Source organism: Myroides oncorhynchi, assembly GCF_020905415.1.
Taxonomy (GTDB): domain Bacteria; phylum Bacteroidota; class Bacteroidia; order Flavobacteriales; family Flavobacteriaceae; genus Flavobacterium; species Flavobacterium oncorhynchi_A.
In genome coordinates, this window is the sequence record NZ_JAJJMP010000001.1 from 3786876 (window position 1) to 3801115 (window position 14240).

General features: G+C 34.9%; 11 protein-coding genes. All 11 read right to left on the reverse strand.

What is annotated here, in order from left to right; all coding sequences use genetic code 11:
- Positions 1-158: 158 nt before the first annotated feature.
- On the reverse strand, positions 159-542 hold the full coding sequence (locus LNQ81_RS16450; RefSeq protein WP_229948629.1) for a four helix bundle protein: 384 nt from the start codon (positions 540-542) through the stop codon (positions 159-161).
- A 157-nt stretch (positions 543-699) separates the two neighbouring features.
- Positions 700-1677, reverse strand: coding sequence for a quinone oxidoreductase family protein (locus LNQ81_RS16455; RefSeq protein WP_229948630.1), 978 nt, complete (start codon positions 1675-1677; stop codon positions 700-702).
- A 70-nt stretch (positions 1678-1747) separates the two neighbouring features.
- Positions 1748-2320, reverse strand: a complete 573-nt coding sequence (locus tag LNQ81_RS16460) for a Crp/Fnr family transcriptional regulator (protein ID WP_229948632.1) — start codon at positions 2318-2320, stop codon at positions 1748-1750.
- Between the two features lie 362 nt (positions 2321-2682).
- Complete coding sequence (locus LNQ81_RS16465) at positions 2683-3711, reverse strand: virulence RhuM family protein (RefSeq protein ID WP_229948634.1); 1029 nt, start codon at positions 3709-3711, stop codon at positions 2683-2685.
- A 518-nt stretch (positions 3712-4229) separates the two neighbouring features.
- Entirely contained in the window at positions 4230-4889 is a 660-nt protein-coding gene (locus LNQ81_RS16470; RefSeq protein ID WP_229948636.1) for a DUF417 family protein, read from the reverse strand.
- Between the two features lie 66 nt (positions 4890-4955).
- On the reverse strand, positions 4956-5792 hold the full coding sequence (locus LNQ81_RS16475) for a helix-turn-helix domain-containing protein (RefSeq protein WP_229948637.1): 837 nt from the start codon (positions 5790-5792) through the stop codon (positions 4956-4958).
- 646 nt (positions 5793-6438) lie between these two features.
- Entirely contained in the window at positions 6439-7461 is a 1023-nt protein-coding gene (locus LNQ81_RS16480) for an RNase H family protein (protein WP_229948639.1), read from the reverse strand.
- Between the two features lie 553 nt (positions 7462-8014).
- On the reverse strand, positions 8015-8701 hold the full coding sequence (locus LNQ81_RS16485) for a carboxylesterase family protein (protein ID WP_229948646.1): 687 nt from the start codon (positions 8699-8701) through the stop codon (positions 8015-8017).
- 359 nt (positions 8702-9060) lie between these two features.
- Positions 9061-10638 (reverse strand): calcineurin-like phosphoesterase C-terminal domain-containing protein, encoded by a 1578-nt coding sequence (locus LNQ81_RS16490; RefSeq protein WP_229948648.1) that lies wholly within the window; start codon positions 10636-10638, stop codon positions 9061-9063.
- Positions 10639-10884: 246 nt separating this feature from the next.
- On the reverse strand, positions 10885-12237 hold the full coding sequence (locus tag LNQ81_RS16495; protein WP_229948650.1) for an alkaline phosphatase family protein: 1353 nt from the start codon (positions 12235-12237) through the stop codon (positions 10885-10887).
- Position 12238: 1 nt separating this feature from the next.
- On the reverse strand, positions 12239-14224 hold the full coding sequence (locus tag LNQ81_RS16500; RefSeq protein ID WP_229948652.1) for an endonuclease/exonuclease/phosphatase family protein: 1986 nt from the start codon (positions 14222-14224) through the stop codon (positions 12239-12241).
- Between the last annotated feature and the right edge of the window lie 16 nt (positions 14225-14240).

Sequence of the window (14240 nt, forward strand, 5' to 3'; positions counted from 1 at the left end):
AAATTGCACAGGTTAATTTCTCTTCTATTTCCTGATCAATTTGCAATTTGCTCTAATCTCCTAAAACTCTTTGGTTAGATACTGTTCTAAATAATAGCAAAATAGATTAATGTATAGTAGCCTTTTAAGTATTTATCAAGCTCCCCTTATCTAGGCATTCAAAATACATTCTTATAACTTTGTTCATCCTCATCTTTCATGTGCTCAATGATGATAATCAACTGCTCTATCTTTTCTAATAAGCAATCAACAACTTCAATATTTAAAAACTCTAAATCCCTACATAAAATCAAATAGTACCTAACAACTGCACAACTTGAATTAGCTTCACATAAACACGAATAGCTTTCGTGATAACCATCCTTATCGGTAGAAAACTCTATCCATAACGGAATTTGTATCGCTCTCTCTAATATGGAAGTTCCTAAATCTAAATAAGGCGAATCAGCTGATTCTATCTTAACCTCCTTATAAATAGAGGTTATTAAATTCATTGCCTCTTTCCAAACTTCTAAATATTGGTATGCTTTTCTTTGTATCATAATGAATAGTTTTAATTCAACTATATTATCTCAAGAACAACACCAAAACAACCTTTTAGATTTGAACAAATTGTAAACTGAATATTATATACCCCCCTACAACCAACAAGAAAAGCCCTTCATATAATGGGCTTTTCTATATATCTTCAACAAATAATTACTCTGTCAGGATTACTAATCGCTGTCTACTAGATAGCGGTTTATCCCAAACCTCACTAATCTGTTGCCAATTATAACTTACTGTATCTATACGCAACCCGCCTTTCGCTGCAAGGTCAAATGCCTCAGGTAGTAATTCTTTAAAGAAGCGCATCACCTCCTCATCTGTCCAGCTGCCTATCCCTGAGCCTAGTAACATAATATCTGTACCTCTTAAAATAGAAGAAGACAGTTCCATCATATCTCCTGACATTGCACCTACATTGACAAAACGAGTTCTGTGTTGATACTTCCCTTTACCCTTAAGTGCTGTTAGGATACACGATGCACTCTCTCCCCATAGATAGTCTATCACCACATCTATAGGCGTAGCTTGATGTAGCTGATTAAAGATTTCTATTAGATTATCTTTCTCTTGACTAAGTACTATAGTCTCGTCCGCTCCGAGCTCCTTTAAATAAGCTAGAGCATCAGTATTTCGACCTGTAGCGATTACTTTACTCGCGCCATAATACTTAGCCATCTGTACTGCTACTTGCCCTGTTACTCCTGTTGCGCCATTGATTAACACAACATCCCCTTGCTTTAATTTGCCTCTTAATAACATCGCAATCACTGATCCCATTAAGGCATTTGGAAGTGCTGATACCATAGCCAAGTCCATTCCTTTAGGCAAAGCGACTACTTGTGCTTTGTTAACCACAGCGTACTCACCTAACATTCCGTGAAGTCCGAAGCCATACACTAAACGGCCATCTGCTAGCTCACCTACCCCATCTGTACCAATGACAAAAGGTGAAAAAGGCTTACTACTTACAGAGTAATGTATACCACTAGCGATAGCCCTATCTAAGTTCTTAATAGATACAGCTTTAACCTTCATTAAAATTTCTTGTGATGAACCGACTTCCACTTGTTTAAAGTCGGATGTAAATACGGGTGTTGCTCCTTTTTCTTTGACAATAACTGCTTTCATATCTCATTCTATTTATAGAGATAAAAGTATGGTAAGACAGGTGGCTATAACGATAACATTTGTTATCAAATCAAGACTTGAGTAGTCTACTTTTAATACGGCTCAAGTGAACCTTAGAGATACCTAAATAAGAAGCAATGTAATGCTGAGGAATACGTCTGATAAGTTCAGGGCGAGTCTCATAAAGCTTTAAATAACGCTGCTCAGGCGTAGCGTTCACAAAAGACAGACTGTGAGCGACATAGTCAAAAGTACGTTGGAAGATCACATCGATAAACAAATCTCTGTATTCTCTCTCTACTAAAGCCTCTTCTAACAAGGGCTTTATATCACTCTTATCCGCTACCCAAACCTCGGTAGTCTCTATCGTATCAAGGGTAAACCGACTTGGCACACCCTTCCATAAACTCTCTATAGACGATACCATACTGTTCTCTAAGAAGAACTGAAACGTAACCTCTTGTCCATCTTTATTAATCCAAGCACGCATACAGCCTTTCTCTACCCAGAATACCTTATTAGCCACCTCACCCTCTTCTAACAACACTGTTTTAGCAGCATAAGTTTCCTTTCTAAAATAAGGCTTATAGGTATTGATAAACTCCTGACTGATTAAAGAATCTCTATCTACTTGTTCGAACATAGGGGTTTGTGTTTTATGACTTATATTTTTAAAAGACTAAGGTAGGGATTTAACGTAGTCAACAAAAGGACTAGTACTTTAATTTAGTACTGCTTTGCGAAATTTCCTAATTTTGTAGTTAGTAAGAGCAAATCAGTAGGGGAGAATTGCAATCCCCCATACTAACCACCTGTTCCACAAAAATTCTTAATAATATCTTTCATCCCAAAATGAATCAAATAGCACATATCATTTTCTCTATCGTTTAAATCTAGGTATTCTTAAGACTGTTTAAATCTAGGTATTCTTAAGACTGTTTACATGGAAAACACAGTAAATATATTATCTCATCAGTATATTTGATATTTGACTGTATATATGATTTATTCAGGCAAAAGTTGATCCTTAATAATCTTATCAAAATCACTTTCAAACAATCTATCTTGCACAATTCTATATTTCTCAAACTCACTTTCAGCATGAGCTTTAGCTATTTCAGCAGTTACTTTACCTGCATTCTGCAACACCTCTCTGTCTGTGGCTTCTATAAACCTATTTAAACGACTTTCCCAATCTTCCATAGTTAGTGGTATTTGTCTAATAGCCATATCCTCAGCTATATCCAAATAAGCCGATACCAAACGTTGTAATTGTTGCATTTCACTTTCTGACAAATAATTCTTAGCAACACTAACATCGAACTTCTGTATTTTACCTTTGGGTGCATCCTTCCAAGTATTTAGCCCCATATTATCCTTTTGATGATTAGCTCTGCTTACTATTATTTCAGCCGCAGTTTGACCATGTATCGCCCAATGTAATTTATTTTGAACAGTAGCAAAAAAGCGTTTTGTAGCTTGTGCAGTAACATCATAATCTATGGCAGTTATATAAATATCTGTAATCTTTTGATAGAATTTTCGTTCACTCAATCGAATTTCTCGAATTCGTTGAAGTTGTTCTTCAAAGTATTTTTTACCCAGAATAGTTCCGTCGTTTTTTAACCGTTCATCATCCATAGCAAAACCTTTGATTGTAAACTCTTCAACGATTTGCGTTGCCCATTTTCGAAATTGCACTGCTCGTTCAGAATTCACCTTGTAACCAACAGCAATTATAGTAGTAAGATTATAATGCTTAGTATTATACGTTTTACCATCTTTTGCAGTTATTCGAAAATTTCGAATAACTGAATCTTCTTCTAACTCACTGTCAGAAAATATTTTCTTAAGATGATAATTCACCGTATGTGTCTCAACATTGTAGAGAGTTCCCATCATTTTCTGTGTTAACCAAATCGTTTCATTTGCATAGATAGCGTCAACCCCTCCTTCTCCTGTTGCTGCAATAAACGTTAAATACTCTGCTGAAGAAGAGCGAACTAATAATTTTTTATTGGTAGTATCTTTCATTTTATATATTGTTTTCAATCAATATCTTTAGGTAAAACATCTCCTATTTTGGCCGAAGGTACCACTACTCCGCTCTGCGAATTTTCGTGACTTTGTAGCTATCTAAAATAACAAAAGGGCTTTTGTTATATATACTTATTTTTTAAAATGTAAAAGTGTTTTACCTTCTTTAATTAACCGATAACCATTACACTTTATCTCTTCTTCATTTGTATTAATAACATTATTGTTCTAGAAGATGGCTAATATAATTAAAAGAAGTGGTACATAGATTAAATAATGATAAACAAACCTAACTTGAAAGTAATACTCAAAGTTAATATATAACCTCTGGCCTCTACCAACCTTAAATCAATCAACTTTAGAACACATAAAAATCTCATAATCAAGAGGAGCATGATTGTCATACTTCTTTAAGAGAACTTCATATTTAACCAAGATTACACATTAGCCAAATACTGCAAAGCAATTCTACTTCATAGTTCTTTCATTAGATTTAAAACCATATTATAGTATGCTTAATCTAATTCAGACCTACGTTGTATACTTACTTTTCGTTTATCTTGTCTATCGTAATCTGAGTTTAATATCCTACGGGCGCTATCACTAGCGATGACTAATCCTGTAGCTAACATAATGACATCTTTAAGCACTAAACGGCCTGCTCCAGATAGGTAAGGAAAACCATAGTTAGGTGTTGGAAAATCTCCGCCAAGATTGGGAACGTATACTTCCAGGGTTGTAATCAAAAAAGTTAAGGTCACAATAGACATTCCCATAGTCAGAATCCCTCCTATAAAGCCTATTTTAGGATACCAAATACCCAATAGAACAAATACTCCTATCGTTATGATAACCAACCCTAGAGCGTAAGAAAACAAGTATGTACCATTAGCAGTGTGCCAATCAATGTTCTTTTGAACTGTTTTGCCCTCAGGGTTTTTATATTGGGTATAAGCTGCCACTTCTTTTCCATCCGCATCTATTGCCTTTTGATCCGCATTGTGGTAAAAGAAACTCATAAAGGGACTGTTTATAACAAAAGGCACTATTCCATCTGCCTCATACTGAAAGGCCTTTAACCCTCCTATCCACAACATAACTATAAAGATACTAAGGCGTATCAGATGAATTGCTTTGACTTGTAATTGGCTAAAAAACTCTAAATTCTGTTTCATTGTATATTGTTTTATAAAAGCATAAAACTACTGTACCCATACACAACAAAACATAGACAATTCCCGCTATTCCATAGACTTTTTTGCTACAATAGAGATACCTACCTGCTCGCGAAATACTTTAGGCGAAACCCCTACTTCTTTTTTAAAATAGCGGCTGAAGTAAAACTCATCCGAAAAGCCCAACTCACTTGCTAGTCCCTTTATGCTTTTATGTGTAAGGTGCAGTTGCTTTTTAGCCTCTAGTACTAAGCGTTCTTGGATTAGCTGTGTAGGTGTTTTTCCAAAGTATTTCTTTATTTTTTTACTAAAAACATCCGTTGACAGATTGTATTTATCAGCATAGAAAGACACTGATTTATAATGCACAATATATTCTTCTAACAATTCTTTAAAGTTTGCAACCTCTCCTATGGCAGTTATTTTTACTTTCTGAATAGCATTACTTATTTGTTTCTCTTTGCTACTTAAGGCTAAAATCAATTGTAAATAAGTCTTAACTAGTGAGATATCATAACTCGTTTCTGCTTGGTCTAACAAACTGATTTTACTACAATATTGCACTAATTCATCATACACCTTATTCTGTAATACCACAAAAGGAACTTCAAAAGGTGCGTTAAACAAGATACCATTACAAGCAACCTCCTCGTTATGGTATTCAATGCAATAAAAATCACCGTGAAACTGCAGATAATACATCTCTTCCATTTGCAGTGTATTCCAATTCAAAATTTGATAGGGAGACAAAAAAAGGATATTCTTTCCTGAACAAGTGTAAGTATGAAAGTCTAAAGTAAACGTTGCCTCTCCTTCAAAAAGAATAGCATAATAGAAAGGCGAATGAAGAGAAGGAATCTCCTTCTCTCTTGTAAACTGAGTTACTTTAATCAATGGTTTCATAACTGAATTGTTTTGTTTTCAAATATAGTTTCTTTATTCTCTCTTCAAGCGGTTTTCCGTAAACCTCCCCATTTCTTTGAGTAAATCCATATACATTCACCACAAACCTACCCTTCTTCCAATTATCTTTTCCTATTCATTCCTATAACTTCCTTTAAACGGAATTCTTTTCCTATCTTTACCTCTAAAGTCAATGTATTCCATTTTAGGTCTCTTTCTTCCTAAATTGTTCTTTAAAAAAATAAGTCAACTTATTTAAAATCAGCACACTACAAATAAAAAAAAGTCATTCCTTCGGTAATCCTTTGTAAAAGTTCAGTGTTTGTTCGGAAGGAGGGCCAGTTTTCCGAACAACTCCCGAACAATTTCCGAACAAAACGTTATTTAATAAAAAGTTTCCTCATAAACTCGTTAGGGCAAAAAAGGTACCAAATCAACATCAATAGCAGTGAGTCATTCTAGCTAAAATCTTAATAGTAATAAGGGATTGACCTTGTTTTTAGTTTAGGCTAAAAGTGTATTTGTTCCCAATTTCCCCCAAGATTGCCTGTTTTCGCTTACTGAGGTGCTATTTTGGGAACGAGACTAGAAACCTAGCTGAAAGAAAAAAACCGAAGCATTGCTCCGGTTTATGGTTTATATTCGTTTATCGATAAAAACACCACTGATATAATTCTGTGTTATAGGTATCAATTTTACAGTTGGGAATTATCTGTTTTAACACCCCTTCTTGGTGTTGTTTGCGCAAGAAGCGGTTAAGGAGTACAGGATAGATAAAACGTTCCTTTAAGGTCTTATTTTTATGTATTACGTTATATAACTCTATAGATCGCAATTCGTTTACCATCGGGTGATTCTCAAAGTAATCATTTAGATGATCGCGGATAGTCACTAGTAGTTTGATATCACTAGGCATTCTAGTGAAGGTGACAGGGCGGCTGTGGCTCTGACTCTCCTCATCTTCGTGCTCTTCTACCTCTTCGTCTATATCGTCTAATGATTCGTAGGTAGATTCATAGATTACAGTCTCTTCTGGTTCAGCCACAGTATCGAGCCCTTGATTCGTGGTATCAAGTGTCTCATAGACAGATTTATCGATTACCTCCTCTATAGGTTCAACTATAGTATCTAGTACTACCTCTATCTCTGCTACTCTGTGTTCGTCTATTAGATCGTGTAAGTTATACTGAAGTTCCTCTAGATATGATCTATAGACCTCATCTATTTGCAACTGTGGTTGGAGTAGAATACCTGCTCCTATCTCACGACACTCCACTAATTGCGGATATTTCTTATAATTAGTTACGTAGTGAAAGGTAAGATGATGTCTCTTCATTTGGACAGCAAATCGCTTCCATAGGTCAATATTCAATGGTGGTTCACCATCGCCTTTTAACCAATCGTTATACATCCACCTAGTCACCCATCCCTTTTCGTATGTATTCAGCACATACTTCGATGTCGTATAGATAGTTACCTCAGCTCTTTCTTTGATTTGCTCTAAACCGTTCACGATGGCCATTAGGGAAATACGAGTCTGTGAATTCTCTATATATCCCTCTCCAAATGATTTGCATTGATCACCGATACACAGCATATTTGCATACGCTTTAGCATCGCTAGATGTGTCTATCTTTACTCGGGTGTATAGGTCTATCTTGTATTTCATCTTTATTGCGTTTTAGCAGTTAGGCTATTTTGCGTTTTTAAACCCAGAATAAGTGATAGATAGATAAACGAAAAGTAATTATACAAGATAGATCTAAATTAGTGACAAAAGCATACTATAGTAAGGTTGAGGAGCTAATGAAAGAGCTATGAAGTAGAATTGCTTTGTAGTATTTGGCTAACGCTGATTCTGGGTTAAAGATAAGAAGTTCTGATGAATTGGTGTTATTTGTTTTTTTGTGATGTCGTGATGTCGTGATTTTGTTGTTTGCCTTTGGCAGGAGGTGATATACTGTGGTAGCTGTATGTTATTTACAGATGGGATCTCTCCTTTGTCGAGATGACATAGTTTGTGGGAGATATATTTATTTGTGTTGTATCTAGCAACAAGAAAAAAATCGGAAATTCCGATTTTCTTTAGATTCCTTCTTTTATAGCTTGTGTGTAATACTGATACAACAACTCCAAAACCACGATAATCAATTACTTTATTCTCAAAACTCTTCCTACACAAAAAAAAACCACTGAGAAGTTACTCGGTGGTTTCTATATATTTACTCGTTACTAGCTGTTGGTTTAGTGTACTGAAGCAACCAATTATACAGTTCCATATGTCTGTATAGGTCTTCTACGCTACCGTGGGTTCCTCCTTTGACTACTTGTAGTTCTACAGGAGCTTTCTTATCACAGCTTTGGATAGCGTTCATTATCTTTTTAGATTCTTTAAGAGGTACAATAAAGTCTTTATCTCCGTGAATTAACTTGATCGGAATATTCGTCACTGCACAGGCATCTCTCTCTTCTCCCCCACCACAGATAGCGATAGCTGCTGCTATACGATGTGGATACTTACCTACATACTTCATCGTTCCGTATCCTCCTAAGCTCATACCAGTCACATAGATACGACTCTCATCTATGTTATAATTAGCGATCATATAGCTCACTATCTCATCTACTTTATCTGCATTCCAAGGACCTGAAGGCAACTGTGGTGCAACTAGATAAGCAGGGATATCAAGTCCCTTCTCTACTCCTTTTAATGCACCATATCGCTTGACTCTATCAATATTAGTTCCCGATAAACTTCTTCCGTGCAAAAAGATAATTAGTGGATTTTTGTCCTCCACTTTCTTAGGTTCGTTTAACCAAAATTGATAGGTGGTTTTGTCTAGAAAAGCTTTGGGCTGAGCCAAGGTTGTCAACGAGATTAGGCTAATTAGTACAGCAAATAATTTCATAACTTTTTTTGGAAGTAAAAATAGCTGAATTATGTTAAATTCAAAACAAAAATATAGGCTAAAGTATCGCCACTACTACACTTACTTCTAATATATGATATAATAAAATGACAGGTTAGCTAAAATCAACTACCCATTCCCTAAAATATCTATAGACTATCTCCTTCAATAACTTCTCTTTTTGCTAATATAAAACTCTCCTTTAACACTAAATACCTTGTTCCATATAAGTAAAAAAACTCAAAAAAACAGAGTGCTTAATTCTTTATACAAATCATTTTTGTAGTCAATTTTAATAAAAAGAAAAAGCCCAATGCTTTCGCACCAGGCTCTTTCAACACACTTAATTTTAAAAGTTTTTACTTACTACTTTCAATTCGGTAAGATTGTTTCTCAACATGTTCTCTTCCAAACATATCTGTTACTTTTACCTCAATTGAATGTTGTCCTATACCTATATTAAAGGGAATCTTTCCACTCCATAAGTGAGAAGAGTTAATAGGATTAGACGGCTTTCTTCCAGTCAATAATTCATCTGTTAAATCAAAACGCTGTACAGAAGCATAAAAGCTTGGATCAAAACTCTCTTCTTTCTTCATTTTTTTCCACTCTCCTCCATCAATTCTATATTCTACTATATCACGTTCCGTTCCCATAAATACATTAGCGTACACACTGTAATTAGAAGCTCTCTTATCCCCCATTACTTTAGGCATAAATAACTCCATTTTATAGTCAGCATCTTTACCAGATACTTTATAGTCTAGTTCGTATTTATTTCCTTTTACTACTAATGTTGCATATCCTCTCGGAGTTCCATCTCTCATCGTAGAAGCAGGTACTCCTAATTCATTAAATTCTCCTGAATACCAGTCTCCAGATGTAGTCCCTACATTGTACTCATGTAGTGGTTTTACGCCAGACCACCCTTGTTCTTTCGTATAAAACTGATGCATCTGATAATGAGTATGTGCTGACAGTAACAAGATATTTTCATGATCTTTTAACAAGTCTAATAACTGCTGTCTAGAATCCTTATCGAAGTGCTTCTCATTACCTACAAACAAAGGAATATGAAAAGAAATAACGACTAGCTTATCCTTAGGTACTAACTTCAAATCATTTTTAATAAAGTCTAATTGATCTTGTCTAAACCCACCTAAATAACCTTTTCCTGTGATAGGATGTGGATACAGAATATTATCTAATACGATGAAGTGTGCCTCCCCATAGTTAAAAGCATAATTAGCAGGTCCGAAGTTTTTCTCAAACGTTTCGTCAGAATAGATATCTTCTTTTGCTTCATAATTCATATCGTGATTTCCCATCACATTATACCAAGGCAATCCTACTTCTTTCATCACTTCTTTATATGGAGTATGAAGGTCTAGCTTATCACCTACTAAATCCCCTAAGCTAATTCCAAAAGAAATACCTTCAGTCTTGTGTTTTACCTCATCTACTACTGCTTTCTTAAAGTACTCCAACTCTTCTAAACTATAAGGTTGTGGATCTCCGAAAATAAAAGCTTTAAATGTTGCTGATTCGTCTTGTGCCATCATAGCGAAATTTACTTCCTTTGGTAGTTTACCTGTAGGAGCTACTCCTTCATATTTGGTTCCTTTAGGAGAACCATTAGGTTTATGAGTGACGTACGTTTTAGGCAAATTATACTGATCTACAGCCGTAGTGTACTGACCTGGCTTAATAACAAAGATTTGATTATCTTCTGTAAGTGGTAATACATATTCTCCTTTTTCATTTGTCTGAACCACCTCTACTCCATTTGACACCCCTACTCCTGAAAGTACTTTCTCATTCTTATCTTTCTTGCCATTTTTATTTAGGTCTTCGAATACATATCCTCTTACACTAGACTGCCCAATAGCAAATGTCGCTGTCAATAAAAAGGCTACAGTAAAAAATCTTTTTTTCATTATGTTATGTTTATGTTGTTTAATATAAAGTGGGGTAAATAAACTTTCCTTCTATACACAAAAGCATACTTAGCGATTTAGTAATACTAAATTTCATATTTACATTTGTCATTCGTTAACATCAATAGTAGTATTCTATGGATGTCAAAACTAGTACATTCTCAATATGTACATTTTATGGCAGTGTTAAGGATAGGTAACTTTTAGTGTATATTATGAAAAAAAACAATTTACGAGCATTTAATACTACTCAATCAACAGTTGTTTTTTTAAGTGAATAGGCAAAGTTTTAAAATCCAATTGCATCAATTCACTAATTAATGGACTAATATCTGTTAGTGCCATTTGATCTAATACAACTCCTTTTTTCACTCCCTTTCCAAAAGCCACAAACCCCGTTTGCATACTTTTATCACTATTTAAGAAACCATGAGCACCACCTTCTTTAGGCAATTGACTAAACACTTCTCCTTTTACGCCCCCACCAAATGTAGTGTGGTTTAATCCCGTCAAAGCTAATTCTGCTTCTGGATCTGCTCCAAGCAGTTGTAGTTCATGCTTTGACAGTATGCGATAACGACTTCTTATTTGCTGAGGTTGCTTTTCTAATAAAGCTTTTACCTTCTCAACGGTTTTGGCTTTATCTTTTCCTTGTACTCTCAAAAAAGCAGAACCACCTTGCGCGTGAAACAACGCATCCCAGTCCATTGCTTTAGCGTCATTTAACAATCCCGCTTCTTTTAACCAAACATTAGGTTGTAGACGGTGTGTAATCTTTTCAAAACCATGATCACCTGTAATAATAACCACATAGTTATCTTTTAATTTAGAACGATCTAAGGCTTCTATTATCGTCTTAATTGCACGATCTGCTCCAGCAACACTAGCGCGAACAAGTGGGCTATCCAACCCATCTTGATGCTCATAATGATCTGTACAAGGAAAATGAAGAGTAAGAAAATTTGGGTTATATTTTTGTATCATATAGCTTCCCATACGCGCAATATTTTCATCCATAATCAGCTCCTCGTCAGTCATTGTCCAATCTTCAGCTCTTAAAGTTCCTGTTGCCTCATTTTGTATCTCACGCCACAAACTGTAAGGAGTAGTATATAAAGCTGTAATACTTCTTCTATCGTACCCATTGTTAAGATCCCATATATCTGGCACATTATAATCGATAGGTGCATTTACAGTTACAGGCCAAATCACATTAGCTGATGTCATTTGCTTTTGTTTTACGACATCATATAATGTTGGAATTTGTATAGCACTATAGTCCCAGTACCACTTTTGAGAGCCTGAAGCAGGATCAAAGATATTGTTATAGACTATCCCATGTTTAGAAGGAAATTCTCCTGTAATAATTGTCGTATGGTCAGGATACGTTACAGAGGGGAATATAGGAGTAACAGCCTTAGCAGCTACCCCATTTTTCATTAATTTTCTTACAGTATGCATTCCCCAATCTTCTTCTAAATAGAAGTTAGGCCTAAACCCATCAATAGTAATTAATATTACGTGAGGTATTTTTTCTTTAGCAACAACTGTTGCAGTTAGACTACAAAGTAATCCAATTACCATCCATATTTTCTTCATGTTATTCTATATTAAAAATTGCCATTACAGGCCAATGATCAGAAGGCCATATTTGTCCAAAACTTGTTCGTATCACCTTTTCTTCTATTAACTTAAAAGGAGCTGAATAAAAAATATAATCTAAAGTAGTTGAACCTGTTGGACCCCATTTATGAAATGTTTTTAATGATTCATCTACCGCATTAAATAATTTAGGTTGAGTTGTTTTTTTTAAAACATTAATCTCCGTGGTATTGGGTTGTCCATTAAAATCTCCCATACAGATTACAGGGCGATTTTGATTATTTTGATTAATTATATTAACTACATCTTTTGCCATTTTTGTTCTATCTTCAGACGAAACAGTAGTCCAGTGACTATTCGTAACAAAATATTCCTTCTGCTTCTGTTTATCAAATAATATCACCCATGCACCACTTCTGTTCTCAGTATATTTCATTTGATAAGTTGCACTATTCCTTAAATCAAAGCGATCTTTCTTAAAAAAGATTACTTTAGGTGATCCATACGAATTTGCTTCATCCATATAATAACCATATCCTTTAGCAGCCATCTGTTGCTGCATCCATGTTTCAAACCAATTATCAGAAAACTCTTGTAATCCAACGATATCAGGCATTTCGTCTATAATTACTTTTAAGATATACTCCTTTCTTATTTCTAAAGAAAATGGATCAGTATCGTCATGATGACGAATATTAAAAGACATTACGCTTAAATTACCTTTTGTAGGTTGTGGTACTTCAGGTGTTGTGCCTCCTTCTGTGAATATAGTTACACCACTTGCTTTTTCAATATCTGCTAAGGAAGATTCTCCAGCACAATAACTTAACTGTACAACAGAAGAGTTTCTTACCACTTTCCATTCCTTTCTATCTGTAGAACCTCCTAACTTGATAAACTCTCCAACATCAGATCCTGGTTGACTAAACAAATGTGTATTAGTTCCTTGTCCAAAAAATGGCTGAGCCTTGCCCTCTTGATCTATTGTTATATAACGATCATTTTGTACAGGGACTCTATACCCCCAATTGTTTACTGCATCATATACACCATCTAATGATGTTCCATAAAATACAGCATCTAAAGGCACAGACTCTCCAGTAATGGATGTACCTTTAAATATAGCTACACCATCCGCTATATTTTGTCCATCCTTTCCTAAATTTCCTAATATACCTACATTTGGATCTCCAAAACCGTCTCCTGATTCCAATTTATAATCTTTTGTAGCAATCCAATTCGACGTACTGATGTCAGTACTCTTTCCACAACTACCATAACCTGACAAAACCTTAGACTTTCCACCTACATAAAAAAAAGTTCCCTTTTTTGCTTTTCCTGATGTTAAATCAAATTTATAAGTAGCTATACCTCCTTGTGCCCATCCTTTATCTCCCACAATTCCATTATTGGCAATAACTAAACTATAAGGTGTAGCTTCAAAATCAATATCTTCTAAAGCCATTAACTGTACATACTCGTAACCTCCAAAATGATTAACAACAACTTTACCTCCCTCATAACTAGAAGATGTACCATTAGCTGCTGCATCTGTTCCTCTAGGATCAGCTTGTAAACCAGTTATAATAATTGGTGACCCTTGTAGAATAACACCTTTGGAGATAATTTCTAATTTGATTTTAACTTCTACATCCTGATTTTTAATTTCAACTGGTACCTCATTAACCTGATCTGCATAACTACTTTTTATAATATACCTACCAACAAGTAATTCTGTAAAAACAGCTACTCCAGTAGCAGAAGACTCTTGTCTTTTCAACTCTTTTCTGTTTTCGTCTAATAATAGAACTTCTGCTTTTGCTAAAGGAGAATCTATCTTATTTACGATTAGAGCTGTTAGAGAATAAAGGTTATCTTGTACAGCTTTAGGATTTTTATTCGTGTAATCATCTTCATAATTACACGAAATAAAACATAAAATCAGAAGAAATACTTGTATTATTCTTACTATTAAATTTTTCATTTTATTATACTTTAAA

Coding starts and splice junctions, on each gene's coding strand:
- LNQ81_RS16450 (WP_229948629.1), bottom strand. CDS start 542: ATGATACAAAGAAAAGCATACCAATATTTAGAAGTTTGGAAAGAGGCA.
- LNQ81_RS16455 (WP_229948630.1), bottom strand. CDS start 1,677: ATGAAAGCAGTTATTGTCAAAGAAAAAGGAGCAACACCCGTATTTACA.
- LNQ81_RS16460 (WP_229948632.1), bottom strand. CDS start 2,320: ATGTTCGAACAAGTAGATAGAGATTCTTTAATCAGTCAGGAGTTTATC.
- LNQ81_RS16465 (WP_229948634.1), bottom strand. CDS start 3,711: ATGAAAGATACTACCAATAAAAAATTATTAGTTCGCTCTTCTTCAGCA.
- LNQ81_RS16470 (WP_229948636.1), bottom strand. CDS start 4,889: ATGAAACAGAATTTAGAGTTTTTTAGCCAATTACAAGTCAAAGCAATT.
- LNQ81_RS16475 (WP_229948637.1), bottom strand. CDS start 5,792: ATGAAACCATTGATTAAAGTAACTCAGTTTACAAGAGAGAAGGAGATT.
- LNQ81_RS16480 (WP_229948639.1), bottom strand. CDS start 7,461: ATGAAATACAAGATAGACCTATACACCCGAGTAAAGATAGACACATCT.
- LNQ81_RS16485 (WP_229948646.1), bottom strand. CDS start 8,701: ATGAAATTATTTGCTGTACTAATTAGCCTAATCTCGTTGACAACCTTG.
- LNQ81_RS16490 (WP_229948648.1), bottom strand. CDS start 10,638: ATGAAAAAAAGATTTTTTACTGTAGCCTTTTTATTGACAGCGACATTT.
- LNQ81_RS16495 (WP_229948650.1), bottom strand. CDS start 12,237: ATGAAGAAAATATGGATGGTAATTGGATTACTTTGTAGTCTAACTGCA.
- LNQ81_RS16500 (WP_229948652.1), bottom strand. CDS start 14,224: ATGAAAAATTTAATAGTAAGAATAATACAAGTATTTCTTCTGATTTTA.